16 protein-coding genes are annotated in these 19,775 nt (G+C 71.1%); 3 read left to right on the plus strand and 13 right to left on the minus strand.

Annotated elements, in window-relative coordinates; all coding sequences use genetic code 11:
- Nucleotides 1-23: 23 nt before the first annotated feature.
- The 10 genes from O7601_RS29360 to O7601_RS29405 all read right to left on the minus strand — a co-directional run bounded on the left by O7601_RS29360 (nt 24) and on the right by O7601_RS29405 (nt 11,184).
- A complete protein-coding gene (locus O7601_RS29360) occupies nt 24-782 on the minus strand; it encodes a hypothetical protein (RefSeq protein ID WP_281564268.1) in 759 nt (252 codons plus the stop codon).
- Nucleotides 783-943: 161 nt separating this feature from the next.
- The gene (locus O7601_RS29365; RefSeq protein ID WP_281564269.1) at nt 944-1,393 is read right to left on the minus strand and encodes a GNAT family N-acetyltransferase; all 450 of its coding nucleotides are present in this window, start codon (nt 1,391-1,393) and stop codon (nt 944-946) included.
- A 70-nt stretch (nt 1,394-1,463) separates the two neighbouring features.
- The gene (gene obgE, locus O7601_RS29370; protein WP_281564270.1) at nt 1,464-2,915 is read right to left on the minus strand and encodes a GTPase ObgE; all 1,452 of its coding nucleotides are present in this window, start codon (nt 2,913-2,915) and stop codon (nt 1,464-1,466) included.
- A gap of 90 nt (nt 2,916-3,005) precedes the next feature.
- A complete protein-coding gene (gene rpmA / locus O7601_RS29375) occupies nt 3,006-3,260 on the minus strand; it encodes a 50S ribosomal protein L27 (RefSeq protein ID WP_091197044.1) in 255 nt (84 codons plus the stop codon).
- An 11-nt stretch (nt 3,261-3,271) separates the two neighbouring features.
- The gene (gene rplU, locus O7601_RS29380) at nt 3,272-3,586 is read right to left on the minus strand and encodes a 50S ribosomal protein L21 (protein WP_093407572.1); all 315 of its coding nucleotides are present in this window, start codon (nt 3,584-3,586) and stop codon (nt 3,272-3,274) included.
- A gap of 188 nt (nt 3,587-3,774) precedes the next feature.
- A complete protein-coding gene (locus tag O7601_RS29385) occupies nt 3,775-4,290 on the minus strand; it encodes a hypothetical protein (RefSeq protein WP_281564271.1) in 516 nt (171 codons plus the stop codon).
- Nucleotides 4,291-4,487: 197 nt separating this feature from the next.
- The gene (locus O7601_RS29390) at nt 4,488-7,517 is read right to left on the minus strand and encodes an Rne/Rng family ribonuclease (RefSeq protein WP_281564272.1); all 3,030 of its coding nucleotides are present in this window, start codon (nt 7,515-7,517) and stop codon (nt 4,488-4,490) included.
- Between the two features lie 130 nt (nt 7,518-7,647).
- Nucleotides 7,648-8,367, minus strand: coding sequence for a TIGR03936 family radical SAM-associated protein (locus O7601_RS29395; RefSeq protein WP_281567094.1), 720 nt, complete (start codon nt 8,365-8,367; stop codon nt 7,648-7,650).
- 99 nt (nt 8,368-8,466) lie between these two features.
- Entirely contained in the window at nt 8,467-10,452 is a 1,986-nt protein-coding gene (locus O7601_RS29400) for a TIGR03960 family B12-binding radical SAM protein (RefSeq protein WP_281564273.1), read from the minus strand.
- A gap of 60 nt (nt 10,453-10,512) precedes the next feature.
- The gene (locus O7601_RS29405; RefSeq protein ID WP_281564274.1) at nt 10,513-11,184 is read right to left on the minus strand and encodes a TMEM175 family protein; all 672 of its coding nucleotides are present in this window, start codon (nt 11,182-11,184) and stop codon (nt 10,513-10,515) included.
- 147 nt (nt 11,185-11,331) lie between these two features.
- Here O7601_RS29405 and O7601_RS29410 point away from each other — a divergent pair, with 147 nt between their 5' ends.
- A complete protein-coding gene (locus tag O7601_RS29410; protein WP_281564275.1) occupies nt 11,332-12,699 on the plus strand; it encodes a hypothetical protein in 1,368 nt (455 codons plus the stop codon).
- A gap of 44 nt (nt 12,700-12,743) precedes the next feature.
- Here the strand turns inward: O7601_RS29410 and O7601_RS29415 are convergent, their stop codons facing one another.
- The 3 genes from O7601_RS29415 to O7601_RS29425 all read right to left on the minus strand — a co-directional run bounded on the left by O7601_RS29415 (nt 12,744) and on the right by O7601_RS29425 (nt 18,670).
- Complete coding sequence (locus O7601_RS29415; RefSeq protein ID WP_281564276.1) at nt 12,744-13,442, minus strand: lysophospholipid acyltransferase family protein; 699 nt, start codon at nt 13,440-13,442, stop codon at nt 12,744-12,746.
- Nucleotides 13,443-13,592: 150 nt separating this feature from the next.
- Nucleotides 13,593-16,739, minus strand: coding sequence for an isoleucine--tRNA ligase (gene ileS / locus O7601_RS29420; protein ID WP_281564277.1), 3,147 nt, complete (start codon nt 16,737-16,739; stop codon nt 13,593-13,595).
- 380 nt (nt 16,740-17,119) lie between these two features.
- The gene (locus tag O7601_RS29425; protein ID WP_281564278.1) at nt 17,120-18,670 is read right to left on the minus strand and encodes an alkaline phosphatase D family protein; all 1,551 of its coding nucleotides are present in this window, start codon (nt 18,668-18,670) and stop codon (nt 17,120-17,122) included.
- Between the two features lie 180 nt (nt 18,671-18,850).
- On the opposite strand from O7601_RS29425, the gene O7601_RS29430 reads away from it, so the two are divergent.
- Together O7601_RS29430 and O7601_RS29435 are read left to right on the plus strand one after the other, a co-directional pair.
- Nucleotides 18,851-19,291 carry a carboxymuconolactone decarboxylase family protein gene (locus O7601_RS29430; RefSeq protein WP_281564279.1) on the plus strand — a complete coding sequence of 147 codons (441 nt, stop codon included), beginning with the start codon at nt 18,851-18,853 and terminating at the stop codon, nt 19,289-19,291.
- On the plus strand, nt 19,288-19,775 hold a 488-nt coding region (locus tag O7601_RS29435; protein ID WP_281564280.1), incomplete at its 3' end, for a sigma-70 family RNA polymerase sigma factor. The genes O7601_RS29430 and O7601_RS29435, both read left to right, overlap by 4 nt.

Below are 19,775 nucleotides of genomic sequence, written 5' to 3' on the forward strand. Positions count from 1 at the left end.
CTCCCTTCGGATGACTCGGGTCCTCACCGGCGGCTAGTTCCGCTGGACGGCACGCCCGGCAGCGGATCGGTCCGGTCCACCGGGGGCAGCGGCGCGCCCGTTGCGGAGTGACCCTCGCCGATCGGCCGGACGTCGGCGGGCTGCGTACGCGGGTCGAGGCTTTCTCCGGCGGACACTCCCGTCGGCCCGACGGGCGGCGGGGCCTGCGTCGGCAGGGCCACCGTCCGGTCGGGGTCGCCGTACGGGTCGTGCGTGGCGGTGTGGCCGGAACTGTCGTCGCCATTCGCGGAGAGGTTGCGGGTAAGCCGGCCAGCCACCGCTCCGAGCAGGGCCGCGCCGACCAGGAAGGTGCCGGGGTTGCGGCGCGCGTAGTCGCGTACCTCGGTGAGCAGGTCGCCGGGTTGGCGCTGCTCCAGCCAACCGGCGACACCGTGCACCCGGTCGGAGGCCTGCCGGGCGAGTTCGCTCACCGGGCCGGCCTGGCCACCGTTGTCGGCCATCGAACGCATCTCGTCGGCCAGCGAGCGAAGGCCACCGGCGGCGCGTCGCTGTTGCTCACCGGCTTGACCGGCGAGTTGTGTACGAGCCTCGCCGTACAGGTCGCGGGCTTGGCGGGCGGTCTCCCGGCCAACCTCCCGGCCCTGCTCGCGGGCAGTCTCGGCCACCGCTCCGCCGGCGTGAGCGGCATCCGAACCCACCTGGCGGGCCTGTTCACGGACGCCGCTGCCGTTCGGCGAATCGGGCTCGTGGGTCCTGGGGGTCGATGACAGGTCGTAGGTCATGATGTCCTTCCGCTGCGGGATCATCGCAGGTGTCGGGGGTACGGCGAACGATGTCGCCGCTGTCCCTGATTGACCTACCCCGCCATCGGCCGCCCATGCTCGATCGGAGAATTCCCTGCGGATCGGGCTCGACCGCCCGTTCGACCTCCCCTGAGCAGGGCTCAGGCCGGAACCGGCAGCCGCTTGGCGAGGCAGGGCCGATACGGTCCGCCACCGGGCTCACCGTCGCCGGGAAGCGACTCGTACCCGCAGGCCCGGAAGAACGCCACCGCCGCTGGCAGGTGCGGCCCGGTCTCCACCCGAACGAGAGAGTGCCCCCGCTGGTACGCCAACTCCTCCAGCGCGGCGACCAGTTGGCGGGCGACACCGCGACGCCGGTAGGCGGGACGCACGTACAGATGCTCCAACTCGCCGGTGTCGTCGTCGCGGACCCGGATCCCGCCGTACGCCACCGCCCGGCCGGCAAGCACGGCCGTCAGCCAGCAGGCGTCACCGTGCGTACCGATGTCCCGCCCGGCGGCACCGCCCGCAAGCTCACGCAGCTCGCGCTGCTCGGCCGCGGCAAGCGCGGCGACCTCCGGATCCGCCAGCGGGCGGGACTGGATCAGCATCACTCCACGCTAGGGCGACGAAATTTCGCGAGGGTTTCCAGCAGTCGTCCCCATTTCGGAGCGCACCGAGCTATTCGGCGTCATCTCCGTCAGCGGGCACCGGCTCGACCTCGTCGGCCGGTCGCTGCCGGCGTGCCTTACGGGCCGCCAGCCGCTCGGCGGCACTGACCCGGGTCGATTTCTCCTCCAGCCGGACGTCACGGCCCCGGGCGCCCGGGACGAACTCGGCGCCGGCGTAGAGGGTGGGCTGCCAGTCGAACTCCCGTTCGCCGATGCGAACCAGGTCACCTGGCTGGGCCCCCGCCTTGGCCAACTGCTCCTCGACGCCGAGACGCGCCAGCCGGTCGGCGAGGTAGCCGACCGCCTCGTCGTTGTCGAAGTTCGTCTGACGCACCCAACGCTGGGGACGGACACCGCGCACGGTGTACGAGCCGTCGTCCTCGGCCTCGATGGTGAAACCGGCGTCGTCGACCGCCTTCGGCCGGATCACGATCCGCGTCGGTTCGGCCGGTGGTGCCGCCGCTCGCGACTGCTCCACCAGTTCCGCCATCGCGTACGTGAGTTCCTTGAGCCCTTCCCTCGTGGCCGCGGAGACTTCGAAGACCCGCAGGCCACGCGCCGCCAGGTCGGGTCGGACGATCTCGGCGAGGTCGCGGCCGTCCGGCACGTCGACCTTGTTCAGCGCGACCAGGCGGGGCCGGTCGGCCAACCCGCCGTACTCGGCCAACTCCGCCTCGATGGTGTCGATGTCGGCCAACGGGTCGCGCCCCGGCTCCAGGGTGGCGGTGTCGATGACGTGCACCAGCACGGCGCAGCGCTCGACGTGCCGAAGGAACTCCAGCCCCAGACCCTTGCCGGTGGCCGCCCCGGGGATCAGCCCGGGCACGTCGGCGACGGTGAAGGTGTGGTTGTCGAGCCGAACCACGCCGAGGTTCGGTACCAGCGTGGTGAACGGATAGTCGGCGATCTTGGGTTTGGCTGCGGAGATCACCGAGATCAGCGACGACTTACCGGCCGACGGGAAGCCCACCAGACCGACGTCGGCCACGCTCTTCAGCTCCAGCACCACGTCCAGGTGCTCGCCGGGCTCGCCCAGCTCTGCGAAGCCGGGTGCCTTGCGGCGCGCGTTGGCCAGCGAGGCGTTGCCCCGGCCGCCACGCCCGCCCCGGGCCACCTCGAAGGTGGTGCCGGCGCCAACCATGTCGGCCAGCACGGTGCCGTCGCTGGTCTGTACCACCGTGCCGTCGGGCACCTTGAGCACCAGGTCGGCACCGTTGCCGCCGTCCCGGTTGGATCCCGCGCCGCCCCGCCCGTTCTCCGCCTTCACGTGCGGCCGGAAGTGAAAGTCGAGCAGCGTGTGCACCTGCGGGTCGACCACCAGGGAGACGCTGCCACCGTGCCCGCCGTTGCCCCCATCCGGGCCGCCGAACGGCTTGAACTTCTCCCGGTGGATCGAGACACAGCCGTGCCCGCCGTCGCCGGCCTGCAAATGCAGGACGACCCGGTCAACGAACGTCGTCACGACGTAATCCTTCCAGCAGGGCTCGGCCCTGCGCGAGAAAAGGCGAAGCGGGCCGGGACATCAGGTCCACGGCCCGCTTACGCCGGACAGCTACTGCTGCGGCACGATGCTGACGGTCTTGCGACCGCGCCTGGTGCCGAACTGGACCGCACCGGCGGCCAGCGCGAAGAGCGTGTCGTCTCCGCCACGGCCGACCAGGTCACCGGGGTGGAACTTGGTGCCACGCTGACGAATGAGGATCTCACCCGCGCTGACGACCTGACCACCGAAGCGCTTCACGCCGAGTCGCTGGGCCGCGGAGTCACGACCGTTACGCGAGCTGGACGCACCCTTTTTGTGAGCCATTGGAGGACGACCTACTTCCCGCTGGAGATGCCGGTCACCTTGACCTGGGTCAACGGCTGGCGGTGACCCTGGCGCTTGTGGTAGCCGGTCTTGTTCTTGAACTTGTGGATCCGGATCTTCGGGCCCTTGGTGTGTGCGGCGATCTCGCCGGACACCTCGACCTGAGCGAGCTTCGCCGCGTCGGTCACCAAGTCGTCACCGTCGACGAGGAGCACCGCGGCGAGCTTCACCGCGTCACCGGGAGCACCGGTGAGCTTCTCGACCTCGATCACGTCGCCTTCGGCGACCTTGTACTGCTTGCCGCCGGTCTTGACGATCGCGTACATCGGAGGCGCACTCCCTGTCGTTGAGGCTGCTAGCGTCTTTCCCACCGTTGCCGGTCGGTCGTCCCCACGGCGGCTCGCCGGGCAGCAGAAGCACGGCGGCGCGGGCACGCGGGAACTCGGCACACCAAAGTGCGCCGCAGGCTAGCGTACGCCATGGTCGGGCCGGGACCCAAACCGGGCCGGGCCGGTCAGCGGGCGCAGAGCCGGTCGAGGCGCTGCTGCAACCGGTCGAGCGCGGTCCCCTCGAGCGCCTCAATGTCGGTGCCGAGCCGGCCGACCTCGGTCGACAACTCTGTCAGCAGCTCCTTGAGCCGCTGGTCGTCCGCGCGTGCTGCCTGTGCCCTGAGCGCCTTCTCCCAGTCGCTGAGGGCCGCCTCGGCCCGCCGGCCGGCCGCCTGCGCGTCGGCGCTGTCACCCGCACCGGTAGCCGTGGCCATCGCGGCGAGCTGCTCGACGTACTTTTTCCCCGCGTCGCCGCTGGCCTGTTGGGCGGCGGCACAGACCTCTGGGGCGTTTCCGCCTGCCGCCCCGGGGGCGGGGGTCGCCGCCGACGGTTCCAGGGTCGGCGTCGCCGGGTCGGTGGTGACCTCGACGCGCGTCGAGGCCGAGGCGGACGGCTCGCCCGCGTCGGGCCGCTCGGTCGAGCAGGCAGCGCCGACGAGCAGCACGGCAGTGGCCACGGTGACGGCGAGCGGTCGGCGCATCGTCTCCTCCTCCGGCGGTCGCGTCCACCCGCCGTGCGACTGAGGGCACGGGAACGGGCCAGTCAGCCCGGACCGGGCGCGGGGGCCGCCCGTCGACCATACGGGACGGTCCCGCCCGGCGGACATCACCACCGGACGGGACCGGTCGGGCCGTCGTCTGCCCGGCACCTGGCCGAGCGCGCCCACCGAACGTCGCGTCAGGGTCGGGTACGGCGACGCGCGCCGCCACGACGAGAACGACGCCGACCGGTGCCGCCCTCCTCCTCGTCGGTCTCGCCGACCGCATCCGGGTCGTCCGGGGCGGCGAGCCGTGCCGCCTCGCCCTGCTGGCTGTCGGCGACGTCCGTCGCGGCCGGGGTGTCCGTCTCGTAACGCGAGAGGTCGTAGCCCATCGTGTCGTGGAAGTCGGCGTCGGCGGTGCTCGTCGTGTCGGTCTCGGTGACCTCCACCACGGTCCGCTCCGCCGAGGCGGCGCTCTTACGCGCGCGGCGCCGGGACGAAGCAGTCGGCTGCTCGGTGGCCGGCGCACTCGCCGAGGCAACCGCCTTGACCTTGTCCCCGCCACCGGAGCGTGCCTTCTCCGGCACCGGTTCGGTGTGAATGATCAAACCCCGACCCTTGCAGCACTCACAGGTCTCGCTGAACGCCTCCAGCAGTCCGGCGCCGATCCGCTTCCGGGTCATCTGCACCAGGCCCAGCGAGGTGATTTCCGTGACCTGGTGTTTGGTGCGGTCCCGCCCCAGGCACTCGGTCAGCCGGCGCAGCACCAGCTCGCGGTTCGACTCCAGCACCATGTCGATGAAGTCGATCACCACGATGCCGCCGATGTCCCGCAGCCGCAGCTGCCGGACGATCTCCTCGGCCGCCTCCAGGTTGTTGCGGGTGACCGTCTCCTCCAGGTTGCCCCCGGCACCTGTGTACTTGCCGGTGTTCACGTCGACCACCGTCATCGCCTCGGTCCGGTCGATCACCAGGTGCCCGCCGGAGGGCAGGAAGACCTTGCGGTCGAGCCCCTTGAGGATCTGCTCGTCGATGCGGTACTCGGCGAAGATGTCAGTGGTGCCGATGTGCCGGCGCAACCGGGCGACCAGGTCCGGCGACACGTGCGACAGGTACGACTCGACCATGTCGTACGCCTCGTCGCCCTCCATGACCAGCTCGCGGAAATCCTCGTTGAACAGGTCGCGAACCACTCTGATCACGAGATCGGGCTCCTGATAGAGAAGCACCGGCGCGCCGCCCTCGGCAGCCTTGGCCTGGATGTCCTCCCACTGCGCCTGGAGCCGCTTGACGTCCCGGGCCAGTTCGTCCTCACTGGCGCCCTCGGCCGCGGTCCGGACGATCACCCCGGCACCTTCGGGCACGAGCTTCTTCAGCACGTCACGCAGCCGCTTGCGCTCGGTGTCCGGCAGCTTGCGGCTGATCCCGGAGGCGTTGCCGCCGGGCACGTAGACCAGGTGCCGGCCGGAGAGCGCGATATGGCTGGTCAACCGGGCGCCCTTGTGCCCGATCGGATCCTTGGTGACCTGGACCAGCACCGAATCACCGGACCTGAGCGCCTGCTCGATCGAGCGGGCCCTGCCCTCCAGGCCGGTGGTGTCCCAGTTGACCTCGCCGGCGTACAGGACCGCGTTGCGGCCACGGCCGATGTCGACGAACGCCGCCTCCATGCTCGGCAGCACGTTCTGCACCTTGCCGAGGTAGACGTTTCCGGCCATCGTGCCGGCGGAACTACGGGTGACGTAGTGCTCGACCAGGACGCCGTCCTCCAGCACGGCGATCTGGGTCCGGTCCCCACGCTGGCGTACGGCCATCACCCGGTCGACCGCCTCGCGGCGGGCCAGGAACTCCGACTCGCTGAGGATCGGCGGGCGGGTACGGCGCTGCTCGCGGCCGTCGCGACGGCGCTGCCGCTTGGCCTCCAGCCGGGTCGAGCCGGAGACGCCCTGCACCTCGTCGACCGTTCGGCGGGGCTCCCTGATCTTCACCACGGTGGGCACACCGTCGTCGGCGGCACCGTCGGTGTCACCGGCCCCCCGGCGACGCCGCCGCCGACGCCGACGGGTCATCCCGTCGCCATCGGCCTCGTCGCCCTCCTCGGACTCGGCCTCGGTCTCCGACTCGGCCGGCTCGGCCTGAACGGGCTCCGCGGCCTCGCCCTCCTCGGCCTCCTCGCCGTCGTCGACGCCGCCCTTGCCCCGGCCCCGGCCCCGGCGACCGCGACGGCGGCGACGCCGGCCGCCGGCGGTCTCCTCGTCGTCGTCCTCCTCGGCGGCCTCCTCGGTCGCCACGGTGGGTTCCTCCTCGGTCTCGGCCTCCGCCACCGGCTCGGTCTCCCGCCGGCCCCGACGACGCCGCCGGGACGGCTCGGCCGGTTCCTCTGCCGGCTCCGCTTCGGTGGGCTGCGCGGCGGCAGCCCGGGCGGCGAGCACCTCTTCCGGCGCCATGAACAGCACCGTCGGTGCGGTGAGCGCGGCCTTGCGACGGCGGGAGCGGCCTTCGGGTTCGGCCGGCACAGCGTCCGGGCCCACCGGCTCCGTGGTCTCGGCCGACTCGGCCACCTGCTCCGAATCGGCGGCGCCCTCGGCTGGCAGCGCGGCGGAACCGAAGTCGGTGCCGGCCGCCGGTGCGAGACCGGCGTCGGCGGCGGGCTGCGTCGACTCGGCCTGGGCGGACGGCTCGATCACGGCGTCGGACGGTGGCTCGGCGGGCGCGGGCGCGGACTTCCGGCGACGGGTACGCGTCACCTTGACCGGCGGCACCACGTCGCTGTCGGTGGGCTCCGCCTCGGCCACGGTCAGCGGCTCCTCGACCGCCTTCTGCCCGGTGGTCGCCTTACGGCGGCGTCGCGGCGTCTTCGCGGCCGGGTCGAGGTCCCCCGAAACCGGGGCGAACACCTCGGCCTGGGGAGCCTCTCCGCTGCCTATCGCTGCGGCGCCGGACGCCTCGACCGGCGCGTCGGTCTGCTCCGGCTGGCTGACCGAGGTGGCCCGACGTCGGGTGGTCCGACGTCGCGGGGTCGGCTCGGCGTCGGTCGCGCCACCCAGGTCGGCGGTGCCGCTCACGGCACCGGCGATCTCCTCCGGCGGGTCGGCGACCGGACCGGATTCGGTCGCGTCCTGCGGCGGACGCGACGACCCGGTCGCCTCAGCGGTGCTGCTCTCGGCGCTCTCGTCGGCCGGATCGATGCCGGCGCGTTCGCTGCCCTCGGGCTCGTTCTCGAGCATGGACGTTCTCCAGTTCTGGCTTCCCCGGGCGCGGGTGAGCGCTGCCACGCAGGGTTGCCGCAAAAGGTGTTTCCCCGGGCGCACGGGGTGCGCGCCGGCGAAGTCTGCCTGCCTGGACGCCGACCGTCGGTCAGCGCCCGCCGATGGTTGCCCCGTCGCGGTCCGCGTCCAGCGGATCCACGATCGCGCCCTGCGCGGTCAGCGTGCCCTGAGCCAGCCGGATCACCTTCGGGGCCACCGGCGGCTCCAGGCCGGCCACCACGCGGAAGCCGGAAAGGACGTCATCGGGCCGTACGGACGGGGTGACCTGCCGCACGACCAGTTCGAGTATCGCACACGGTACGGCCGGGTCCTCGGAAGGCGTCGCCGATGCGGCAATCACATCGATGCCGACAACTGCGGAGCGTGCGTCGAAGGTGCGTCGCCCCTGCTTGGTCATCCGCTCGACCAGCACCTCGTCGGCGGCGGTGAAGACGGCCACCGCCTTGGCCAGCACGTCGGGATCCACCTGCGGCAACTCGATCCGCCAGCGAGACGCCTCGATCCGGTCGGGCAGGCTCGCGCCGCTGGCCACCACGACGTCGAGCACGTCGAGGCCGGGCGAGAGCGCCGCGTCCAGCGCCAACCGCAACTGCTCCGGATCGACCGGCTCACGCAGGCCGATCTCCAGATATTCGGCCTCGCTCGCCACCCCGGTCGGCGCCGCGCTGGCGTACGAGATCTTCGGGTGCGGGGTGAAACCCTGGGAGAAGGCGACCGGTACACCGGCCCGGCGCAGCGCCCGCTCAAAGGCCCGGGCGAAGTCCCGGTGCGAGGTGAACCGCAGCGGGCCACGCTTGGCGTACCGGATCCGGACGCGCTGGACGACCGGTGCCTGGCCCCCCTCGGGCTGTGGTTTCCTACTGATCGTCGTGCTCCTCGGTGTCGGGCCCCACCCGTGGCGCCGCGGTTACTGCTGGGCGCCGGCGGACAGCTTCAGGCCGTTGACCGGGGTCAACGGGAGCAGCTTCCGGCCGGTCGGGCCGATCTGGATCTCGGTGTCCATCGCCGGGCAGACGCCGCAGTCGAAGCAGGGCGTCCACCGGCAGTCATCCTGCTCGTACTCGCTGAGCGAGTCCTGCCAGTCCTGCCAGAGCCAGTCCTTGTCCAGGCCGGAGTCCAGATGGTCCCAGGGCAGGACCTCCAGCTCGTCGCGCTCCCGGGTGGTGTACCAGTCGAGGTCCACCCCGAGATCGGGCAGCACCTCAGCCGCCGCGTCCACCCAGCGCTGGTACGAGAAGTGTTCGCTCCAGCCGTCGAACCGTCCGCCCTTCTCCCAGACCCGGCGGATCACCGCGCCGATCCGGCGGTCGCCTCGGGACAGCAGGCCCTCGATCAGCGAGGGCTCGCCGTCGTGGTAGCGGTAACCGATCGCCCGACCCAACGAGCGATCAGCGTTGATGGCCTGCTTGAGCAGCCTCAGCCGGTGATCGATGACCTCCGGCCGCTGCATGGCCGCCCACTGGAACGGGGTGTGCGGCTTGGGCACGAACCCGCCGATCGAGACGGTGCACCGGATGTCCTTGGAACCGGTGGCGGCACGACCGGCCCGGATGACCTCATGCGCCATGTCGGCGATCTCCAGGACGTCGTCGTCCGTCTCGGTCGGCAGACCGCACATGAAGTACAGCTTCACCTGCCGCCAACCGTTCGTGTACGCGGTGACGACGGTGCGGATCAGGTCGTCCTTCGACACCATCTTGTTGATCACCTTGCGGATCCGCTCCGACCCGCCCTCGGGAGCGAAGGTCAGACCGGTCCGTCGGCCGTTGCGGGACAGCTCCTGCGCCAACTCGATGTTGAACGCGTCCACCCGGGTGGACGGCAACGAGAGCGAGACGTTGGTGCCCTGGTACTGCTCGGCCAGGCCGGAGCACATGTCACCGATCTCGGAGTGGTCGGCCGACGACAGCGACAACAGGCCCACCTCGTGGAAGCCGGAGAACTCCAGCCCCTGCTGCACCATCTGCCCCACCGTGGTGATCGAACGCTCGCGCACCGGCCGGGTGATCATGCCGGCCTGACAGAACCGGCAGCCCCGGGTGCAGCCGCGGAAGATCTCCACCGCATACCGCTCGTGCACCGTCTCGGCCAGCGGGACGAGCGGCTTCTTCGGGTACGGCCAGGCGTCCAGGTCCATCGTCGTGCGCTTGTGCACCCGGAACGGCACGTCCGCCCGGTTCGGCACGACCCGCTGGATCCGGCCGTCCGGCAGGTAGTCCACGTCGTAGAAACGCGGCACGTAGACGCTCTCGGTACGCGCCAGCCGCAGCAGCAGCTCGTCCCGGCCGCCGGGACCGCCCTCGGCCTTCCACTCCCGGACGATCCCGGTGATCTCCAGTACCGCCTCCTCGCCGTCGCCGAGCACGGCGGCGTCGACGAAGTCGGCGATGGGCTCCGGATTGAACGCGGCGTGCCCACCCGCCACGATCACCGGATCGGCGTCGGTGCGGTCGGCGGCGAGCAGCGGGATGCCGGCCAGGTCGATCGCGGTGAGCAGGTTGGTGTAGCCCAGCTCGGTGGCGAACGACACTCCGAACAGGTCGAAGTCGCGAACCGGGCGGTGGGCGTCGACGGTGAACTGCGGCACGCCGTGGGCGCGCATCAGCTTCTCCAGATCCGGCCAGACCGCGTACGTCCGTTCGGCGAGGGTGTCCGGCTGCTCGTTGAGCACCTCGTAGAGGATCTGCACGCCCTGGTTGGGCAGCCCCACCTCGTACGCGTCCGGATACATCAGCGCCCACCGTACGGTCGCCGCGTCCCACTCCTTGACCACCGCGCCCAGCTCGCCACCGACGTACTGGATGGGCTTGGTCACCTGGGGCAGCAGCGGCTCCAGCCGGGGCCAGACGGAGTTGGCCGCGACGGGACGCGAAGTCGGGGACGGGACGCTCATGATGCCCAAGGGTACGCGGTGCTCCACCGCCAGCCGCGCCGACGGGGCGAGCGCAACCGGTCAGGTTGTCGTACTCCGACGTGACCGCCCCCGCCGGACACCCTCGCTCGTCACCGCGTGGAAGAAAATCATGACACCGATGCCGACCAGTCCGATGACCGGGCTGACGAACCAGCCCAGCGCCCCACCGATGAGATAGAGCGCCATGCCGACCACCGGCCGGATCCGCTGACTGGACACGAACGCCCGGTCGATCCCCTCTCTGAGCAACATCGGGTGCCGACGGAGGTAGGCGAAGAAGGCGAGCCAGGGTGCGGACATCGCGGCGGCGACGAGGGCATAGAGCAGCACGGCGACCCGGCGGTCACGGTCGGTGCCGGCGTGCGCGAAGGCCTCGGCGAGTACCGAGGTCGGAAACGGAATGATCACCACGCCGAGCAGTAGCCACAGGTTGATCCAGTTGAGGCCGAGCGTGGTTCCGCGGATGAGGCGCAGCAGGGTGTGGTGGTTGAGCCAGAGCACGCCGACGTACCCGAAGGAGAGCAGGAAGGCCAGGTACGCCGCAGCCTGTTCGAACAGGGCGTGGAGCAGTTCTCCCGGCGCATGGTCGGGAACCTGGAGTTCGATCACCAGAAGAGTGATCACGATGGCGAAGACCCCGTCGCTGAATCCGGTCATCCGACCGATCTCGCTGACCCGCGGCGCACCGGACATCGTCGCTGACTCGGGCATAGGCCGAGACTAAGGGTCCCCATTCGGCCACCATCGGTAAACGGCGCCTACCGGCGGAGCCGCTCGCACCGGCCTTGCCTCATCCCGAGTCGGTCCCGGTGGCACACCGGTACTAACCTCGGACCGGCGCGAGAGGAGATTGCCGCGATGCCGGAGCCGCAGCCGGGAGCCGACCGGCCGGTCGACGGGAGCCGTCCGGATCAACACCGGGACGGGGAGCCGGCGGTCACCCACGAACTGCCCACCGACCCGACCACCGCCGACGACCAGTCGGCCAGGCCAGACGAGGCTGAGCCGACCGGGAACGGGCTGGCCGACACCGAGCCGACCGACGCACCGCCCACCAAGGTCGGCCTGCCCACCAAGGTTGGCCCCCCGACCGACGCAGGGGCCACCGAAGCCGTCTCCGACGACGACCAGCCGTCGGTGGCGCAGGTCGGTCCGCAGGGCACCCGGGTGCTGCCCGAGTCTGCGCCGGAGGCGGCCGCCCCGCGCTGGAGCGGCTCGGCTCCGGTACCCCCGTCCGCACCGCGCCGACGCGGCTGGGGCGAGTCGGCGGAACCCACCCCGCCGCCGGCGACGCCGGTGCCGCAGCCGGAGCACCAGACACCTGTCGACCCGTGGGCCGGCGTCGACACCAGCGGCTGGGACCTTCCCTCGACCGACTTTCCCGCCCTGCCACCGACGCTGTCCTACCCGAGTCCGCCGCCGACCCGGCCGTACTCCGGGCCCCCGGTGTCCCCGGCACCGGTCTCGCCCCATCCGCCGCCGGCGGTCGCGCCACAGCCACAACCCCCGCCGGTCGCGCCACAGCAGCCGCAACCACCCGGGCCCTACCCGCCCATCCCGGCCGGCCCACCGGCACCGTCGCGTGGTCGGCGGGGCAGGAAGAAGTCCAAGGTTGGACCGGTCGCACCCCCACCGGGTTGGCAGCCGCCCTCGGGGTACGTCCCGGTGCCGGTCCGCAAACGTCGCCGCTGGCCCTGGTTGCTGCTGCTGACCCTCGCGTGCTGCTGCGGCTGCCCGGCCTACTACGGCATGCCGATGGCCAGCCAGTACCCGGCGAAGGCCGCGTTGCCGCAGCAGGTGGCCGACCTGCGGCTGCGGGAGGACCCGCGCAGCACCCGCGACGCCCGCCAGCTGGAGACCCAGATGCGCCAGTCGCACTGGCTCGCCGAGGACACCTTCGCCGGGATCTACCACACGAGCAACGGCAAGCGGGTGACCGTCTTCGGCGGCACCGGTTTCCGGTTCGCCCCGTCGGCGGACGCCGACGCCGAGATCGAACGCCTCACCGACCAGTACGCCCTCGGCGACATGCAGATCATGGAGACCGGTGTCCGGGGTCGCCACGAACGTTGCGCGGTGGGACGCACCGACGGGCTCGGCGCGGTGGTGTGCACCTCGGTCGACCACGGCAGCATCACCACGGGTGTCTTCACCGGGCTCTCCGTGGACGACAGCTCCCGACTGCTGGCCACCCTACGGGACCAGATCGTCACCGCGGACGGCTGATCGGATCGACGACGGCACGCCGTGGGCGCACCCGGCGGGACGGCTCAGCGGGCGTCGGTCTCCCCGGTGACCGGCGGATGGGCCCGCGGCGGCGCGTAGCGGGAGACGTACTCCTGACCGGTGAGCTTCTGGATCTCACCCATCATCTCGTCGGTCATCTGCCGCAGCGACAGCCGGTCGTCCGGCCGGCCGGTGAAGTCGAGCGGCTTGCCGAACTTGATGGTGATCTTGCCCGTGAAGGGGCGCGGCACCCGGGCACCGATCGGCTGCACCTTCTCGGTGCCGATCATGCCCACCGGAATGATCGGCACACCGGCCGCGATGGCGAGCCGGACCGCACCGGTGCGCCCCCGGTACAGTCGCCCGTCCGGCGAACGGGTGCCCTCCGGGTATACCACCACCAGGTCGCCGCCCTTGAGCGCCGGAATGGCGGCGTCGAACGCGGCGAGCGCGGCGCGCCCGCCGGCCCGCTCCACCGGAATCGCACCGAGACCGGTGAGGACGAACTTGGAGAAGCGGCCCTTGACGCCGGTGCCGGTGAAATACTCGGACTTCGCCCAGAACGCCAGGTGCCGGGGTACCACCGTGCCGAGGAACAGTTCGTCGGCCACCGACAGGTGGTTGCCGGCGAAGATCGCGCCGCCCTTGTCCGGGATGTGCTCCAGCCCCTCCACCGTCGGACGGAACGCCAGCCGCATCGCGGGCCCCACGGTGAGCTTGCCGATGGTGTAGAGCAGCGGCACTGGTCCTCCGGCGGATCGAGTGAGGTAAGAGGCGGTGTCACCGTAGCGGACCGCCCCACGACAGCATGCGTGAGGTCGGGCTGGTCCGCTGGCTGAGTACGGGTCGCCGGGAAGAGGCCCCTCCGGCCGGAAGGGGCCCCTCCGGGCAACTCAGACGCGACGAACGACCACCGTCACCGGCACGCCCTCGCCGACCTCACCGGCGAAGCCGTCGACCCCGTCGGCGAAGTCGATGCTGTCGGCGAGCACCTCCCGGGTCACGAAGTCCCGGTACCCGGCCACCGCAACCCGTACCTCGTCGGCGCCCGACGCGGTCACCGCGATCCGGTCGGACACGTCGAGGTCGGCGTCGCGGCGGGCCTGCTGCACCACCCGGACGAAGTCCCGGGCCACCCCCTCGGCGGCCAGTTCGGCGGTGACCGTGGTGTCCAGCACCACCACCCCCTCGCCGCCGGGCAGTGGCGCCGAATGCTCCGCGTCGGCGGCGACCAGCCGCAGCTCGTACTCGCCCTCGGCCAGGGTGACTCCGGCGGCCACCGGAGCGCCGTCGACCAGCTCCCACTCCCCCGCCTTGACCGCCTTGATCACCTGCTGCACCTGCTTGCCGACCCGCGGCCCGAGCGCCCGCGGCACCACCGTCAACACCTGCTGGCAGTACGCCGACACCGCATCGGTGAAGTCGACCTCCTTGACGTTGACCTCGTCGGCCACCAGGTCCGCGAAGGGCCCCAGCTGCCCGGCCGCCGGGCTGGCCACGGTCAGTTTCGCCAGCGGCAGCCGCACCCGCAGCCCCTTGGCCTTGCGCAGCGACAGCGTCGCCGAGGCCACCGCCCGTACCGCGTCCATCGCGGCCACCAGTTCATGGTCGGCCGGGAACTCCTCGGCCACCGGCCAGTCGGTCAGGTGCACCGACCGCTCGCCGGTCAGCCCGCGCCAGATCTCCTCAGCGGTGAGCGGCGCCAGCGGCGCCACCACCCGGCAGAGCGTCTCCAGCACGGTCCACAGCGTGTCGAACGCGTCCGCGTCGCCCGCCCAGAAACGGTCCCGGGAGCGACGCACGTACCAGTTGGTCAGCGCGTCCAGGTAGGACCGCACGGTGGCGCAGGCACCCGAGATGTCGTACGCGTCCATCTGCGCGCCGGCCGTCGACACCAGCTCGTTCGTCTTCGCCAGCACGTACCGGTCGAGCACGTTCGTCGAGTCGGTGCGGCGACGCGCCTGATACCCGTCCGCGTTGGCGTAGAGCGAGAAGAAGTACCAGACGTTCCACAGCGGCAGCAGCACCTGCCGGACGGCGTCACGCACGCTCGACTCGGTGACCGGCATGTCCCCGCCACGCAGCACCGGCGAGGACATCAGCATCCAGCGCATCGCGTCCGAGCCGTACGAGTCGAAGACGTGGTAGACGTCCGGGTAGTTGCGCAGGCTCTTGGACATCTTGCGCCCGTCGGAGCCGAGCAGGATGCCGTGGCTGAGGCAGTTGCGGAACGCCGGCCTGTCGAACAGCGCGGTGGCCAGCACGTGTATCGTGTAGAACCAGCCGCGGGTCTGCCCGATGTACTCGACGATGAAGTCGCCCGGGTAGTGGTGCTCGAACCACTCACGGTTCTCGAACGGATAGTGCACCTGCGCGAACGGCATCGAGCCGGACTCGAACCAGCAGTCCAGCACCTCCGGCACCCGACGCATCATCGACCGACCGGTCGGATCGTCCGGGTTGGGGCGGACCAGCTCGTCCACCACCGGCCGGTGCAGGTCGCTCAGGCGTACCCCGAAGTCCCGTTCGATTTCGGCCAGCGACCCGTACACGTCCACCCGTGGGTAGTTCGGATCGTCGGACTTCCACACCGGGATGGGCGAGCCCCAGAACCGGTTGCGGCTGATCGACCAGTCGCGGGCGTTGGCCAGCCACTTGCCGAAGGAGCCGTCCTTGATGTGCCCCGGCGTCCAGTTGATCTGCTGGTTCAGCTCGACCATCCGGTCCTTGAACCGGGTCACCGCCACGAACCAGGACGACACCGCCTTGTAGACCAGCGGCGTGTCGCAGCGCCAGCAGTGCGGGTACGAGTGGGTGTAGGTGTCCTGCTTGAGCACCACCCCCCGCTCCCTGAGCTGGCGGATCACCGGCTTGTTGACGTCGAAGACCTGCTCGCCCTGGAAGGGCGGCACCAGCGCGGTGAAGCGGGTGTGATCGTCTACGGTGACGATGGTCGGGATGCCGGCGGCGTTGCACACGTTCTGGTCGTCCTCGCCGAAGGCGGGTGCCAGGTGCACGATCCCGGTGCCGTCCTCGGTGGTCACGAACTCCCCCCCGAGCACCTGGTACGCGTTCGGCCCGGCCTGCTCGACGAGGAAGTCGAACAACGGGGTGTAGCGGCGGCCGACCAGGTCCGCGCCGCGCACCGTGCCGACCTGCTGGTACCCGTCGAGCTCCTTGGCGTACGCGCCGAGCCGAGCCGAGCCCACCAGGTGACGAACGCCGTCGCGCTCCAGCACCGCGTACTCGATGTCCGGGCCGACGGCCAGGGCCAGGTTCGACGGCAGGGTCCACGGCGTGGTGGTCCAGACGCCCAACCGCACCGGCCCCCGGAGCAGTTCCGGCGCCGCGTCGTCGGCGGTCAGCTCGAACCACACCGTCAGCGTCGGGTCGTGTCGGTCGCGGTAGACGTCGTCCATCCGGGTCTCGGTGTTCGACAGCGGCGTCTCGCACCGCCAGCAGTACGCCAACACCCGGAAGCCCTCGTAGACCAGGCCCTTGTCGTGCAGGGTCTTGAAGGCCCACATGACGCTTTCCATGTAGTCCAGGTCGAGGGTCTTGTAGTCGTTGGTGAAGTCGACCCATCGGGCCTGGCGGGTGACGTACCGCTCCCAGTCCTGGGTGAACTCCAGCACCGAGCTGCGGCAGGCGTCGTTGAACCGGGCCACACCGAGGTCGAGGATCTCCGCCTTGCTGGTGATGCCGAGCTGCTTCTCGGCTACCACCTCGGCGGGAAGGCCGTGGCAGTCCCAACCGAAGCGCCGCTCCACCCGCCGGCCGCGCATGGTCTGGTAACGCGGCACCACGTCCTTGACGTACCCGGTGAACAGGTGGCCGTAGTGCGGCAGCCCGTTGGCGAACGGCGGGCCGTCGTAGAAGACGTACTCGTTCTTCCCCTGGTCGCCGGCCGGGCGGGCATCCACGGACGCCTCGAAGGTCTTGTCGGCCGTCCAGTGCTCCAGGACCCGGCGCTCGACCGCGGGCAGGTCCGGGCTCGCCGGTACGCCGCCGGCGGTCGGGTCGTGCAACGGATAGGCCATCGGGGGTCGCTCTCCTCGCTGACGCTCACTGTCGTGGGTCTGCGAGGACGAGCCTTGCCGGTACGCCGTCACCGGCGCCCCGGGCCAAGCCCGCGGTACCACCCCGCTTGGCGGTCAGGTTCGACCGCCCGCTCGTTGGTCGGCGATAACGGGCCGCCCCGTCCGGTTCTACTGAGCCGGTCACCCGGCCGTTCTTCCGGAAGCTCCCCGGTGATGGCCGGATCATCGCCCTACCCACCCATGATACCCACCCCACCCCCACCCCTCCCCCCAATAACCTCCACCCCTCAGCCACCGCGATCATGCAGTTGTGGCACCTGCCAAAACATGCCATCCAGCGCAATCCGGCAACCACAACTGCATGATCGGCCAGGGGTGGATCAGGGGGCGGGGAGGGTGGTGGTCCAGAGGGAACGTCCAGCGCGGTCGCGGAGGTGGACGGTGAGGGCTCGGGTGTCGGCGTCGATCTGGACCTCGCCGAAGTGTTGGAAGCCCTCTGCCGGGGAGGTGTTGGCCCGCGGCGGGGCGTTGACGAAGACGGCCTTCGGCCCGAAGGTGCCGTCCAGCGCGTTGGGGCCGAAGGCACCGGCGTGCGCCGGCCCGGAGACGAACTCCCAGAACGGGGTGAAATCGGCGACCGCCGCCCGCGCCGGGTCGTAGTGGTGCGCGGCGGTGTAGTGCACGTCCGCGGTGAGGAAGACGATCCCGGTCACCCCCGCCCGGTGGGCCGCGCCGAGCACCTGCGCGAACTCCAACTCCCGCCCGGCGGGAGCGCCCGGGTCACCCTGCGCCACCCCCTCCTGCGCGCCCGCGCCGTCGGGCACCACCAGCCCCAGCGGCAGGTCGATGGCGATGACCTTCCAGGCAGCCCGGGACCGGGTCAGTTCCCGGATCAGCCAGGCCCGCTGCTCGGCGCCGAGCAGGCCACGCTTCGGATCGGCGTAGGTGTTGCCGTCGTTGGGGTCCTTGTAGGTCCGCATGTCCAGCACAAAGAGATCCAGCAACGGGCCGTACGGCAGCCGTCGGTAGCGCGGCCCGTCCGACGGCGTGGGCAGCCACTCGTCGAAGGCCCGCCGGGCCCGCGCGGCGAGCACATCCACCCGACGCTCGGTGTAGCGGCTGTCGGTCAGCACCTCGCCCGGATACCAGTTGTTCGTCACCTCATGGTCGTCCCACTGGTTGACCTGGGGCACCTCCGCGACGAACGCCCGCAGGTGCTCGTCGAGCAGGTTGTACGCGAACTGGCCACGGAATTCGGCAAGCGACTCGGCAACCTTGAGCTTCTCCGGCACGACCAGATTGCGCCACACCCGCCCGTCGGGCAGCGTCACCGTCTCGGCGAGCGGATTGTCGGCGTACACCGTGTCACCGCTGCACAGGAAGAAGTCCGGTCGGCGCTCCCGCATCGCCCGGAAGATCTCCATCCCGCCGAAGTCCGGTGCGATGCCCCAGCCCTGACCGGCGATGTCCCCGGTCCAGACGAACCGCACGTCGCGCCGCTGGTGCGGCATCGGGGCGGTGGTCAGCGAGCCGGTCAGCGGCGCGCTGGCCAGGCCCGGCCGGTCCAGGCTCTCCACCCGCACCCGGTAGTGCAGCCGCTCGGCGCCGGGCAGCCCGCGTAGCCGCACCCTGCCGGTGAAGTCGGTCTCCGGGGTCAGCACCGGCCCACGTACCCGACGGGCACCCCGCAGGTCGGGCCGGCGGGACACCTCCACCATCATCCGCCCCGGGCGGTCGGCCCGGGTCCAGAGCACCGTCGAGTCCGCCGTGGCGGCTCCGCTCTGCACTCCGTGTGTCAGCATCGGCCGCCCGGCGGGCCGCCAGGCCGGCCCGGCGAGCGCGCCCGGTCCACCCAACAGCACACCACCGGCCACCCCGGTGCCGGCGAGCAGGCCGGCCCGCAGCAGGGTACGTCGGTCGAGTTCGGTCATCTTTCCTCCTGATTGAGGGGTCTGACCGCTTCGGTCTACCGGGCGGACGTGGCCGTCGGCGTCTGTCCGGGTGACCGTCGCCGGAACGGTGCATGACCGGCGTCACATGCCCCATTTGTCACGCGACGGGCCGGGCGATCCGTCGTGGTGGTGTCAGACCGAACTATCGGGGAGGTTGTCATGCAGCGGATCAACGTGGCCGAGGTGGCGCCGGAGGCGTTCGGCACCGTGCTGGGGCTGGAGAAGTACGTCCGGGCCAACGTCGACCACACCGTGTTGGAGTTGGTGAAACTGCGCGCGTCGATGCTGAACGGCTGCACGTACTGCGTCGACATGCACAGCCGGGAGGCGCTCGGCGCCGGCGAGTCGAGCCGACGACTGTTCGCGGTGGCCGCCTGGCGAGAGGCGCCCTTCTTCGACGAGCGGGAACGCGCCGCGCTCGCGTTGACCGACGCGGTCACCCGGCTCGGCGAACACGGTGTGCCCGACGACGTCTGGGACGCCGCGTCGAAGGTGTGGTCGGAGAAGGCCCTCGCCGACCTGGTTCTGGCGATTGCCACAATCAACGTGTGGAACCGGATCGCGGTGACCTTCCGCAACGAGCTGCCGACGGACGTGTGAGTCCGGTCGACGCGGCGGAGGCGGCCGGTGCGCTCGACGCGCACCGGCCGATGCTACTCGGGCTGGCCTACCGGTTGTTGGGTAGCCGCCACGACGCCGAGGACGTCCTCCAGGAGGCTTACCTGCGCTGGTTACGGGTCGACCGCGCCGAGGTGAGCGAGCCGCGTCGCTACCTGTCCCGGGTGGTGACCCACCTGTCGATGGACCGGCTACGGGCCCGGCAGGCCGCCCGCGAGACGTACGTCGGGTCATGGTTGCCGGAGCCGGTGCCCACCGCGCCGTCGCCGTTCGGGCCGCTGGAGCGCGCCGAGTTGCGCGACTCGCTCTCCACCGCGCTGCTGCACCTGCTGGAGCGGCTCACCCCGCCGGAGCGCGCCGTCTATGTGCTGCACACCGCCTTCGAGCTGCCCTACGCCGAGATCGCCGAGGTGCTGGAGCGCTCCGCCGAGGACTGCCGACAGCTGCACCACCGGGCGAGCGTCCG

The sequence above is a fragment of the Verrucosispora sp. WMMD573 genome (assembly GCF_027497175.1).
Taxonomy (GTDB): domain Bacteria; phylum Actinomycetota; class Actinomycetes; order Mycobacteriales; family Micromonosporaceae; genus Micromonospora.

What these genes read in the sequence shown, in the direction of transcription:
- O7601_RS29360 (WP_281564268.1), bottom strand. Translation starts at nt 782, where the DNA reads ATGACCTACGACCTGTCATCGACCCCCAGGACCCACGAGCCCGATTCG.
- O7601_RS29365 (WP_281564269.1), bottom strand. Translation starts at nt 1,393, where the DNA reads ATGCTGATCCAGTCCCGCCCGCTGGCGGATCCGGAGGTCGCCGCGCTT.
- rpmA (WP_091197044.1), bottom strand. Translation starts at nt 3,260, where the DNA reads ATGGCTCACAAAAAGGGTGCGTCCAGCTCGCGTAACGGTCGTGACTCC.
- rplU (WP_093407572.1), bottom strand. Translation starts at nt 3,586, where the DNA reads ATGTACGCGATCGTCAAGACCGGCGGCAAGCAGTACAAGGTCGCCGAA.
- O7601_RS29385 (WP_281564271.1), bottom strand. Translation starts at nt 4,290, where the DNA reads ATGCGCCGACCGCTCGCCGTCACCGTGGCCACTGCCGTGCTGCTCGTC.
- O7601_RS29390 (WP_281564272.1), bottom strand. Translation starts at nt 7,517, where the DNA reads ATGCTCGAGAACGAGCCCGAGGGCAGCGAACGCGCCGGCATCGATCCG.
- O7601_RS29400 (WP_281564273.1), bottom strand. Translation starts at nt 10,452, where the DNA reads ATGAGCGTCCCGTCCCCGACTTCGCGTCCCGTCGCGGCCAACTCCGTC.
- O7601_RS29405 (WP_281564274.1), bottom strand. Translation starts at nt 11,184, where the DNA reads ATGCCCGAGTCAGCGACGATGTCCGGTGCGCCGCGGGTCAGCGAGATC.
- O7601_RS29410 (WP_281564275.1), top strand. Translation starts at nt 11,332, where the DNA reads ATGCCGGAGCCGCAGCCGGGAGCCGACCGGCCGGTCGACGGGAGCCGT.
- ileS (WP_281564277.1), bottom strand. Translation starts at nt 16,739, where the DNA reads ATGGCCTATCCGTTGCACGACCCGACCGCCGGCGGCGTACCGGCGAGC.
- O7601_RS29425 (WP_281564278.1), bottom strand. Translation starts at nt 18,670, where the DNA reads ATGACCGAACTCGACCGACGTACCCTGCTGCGGGCCGGCCTGCTCGCC.
- O7601_RS29430 (WP_281564279.1), top strand. Translation starts at nt 18,851, where the DNA reads ATGCAGCGGATCAACGTGGCCGAGGTGGCGCCGGAGGCGTTCGGCACC.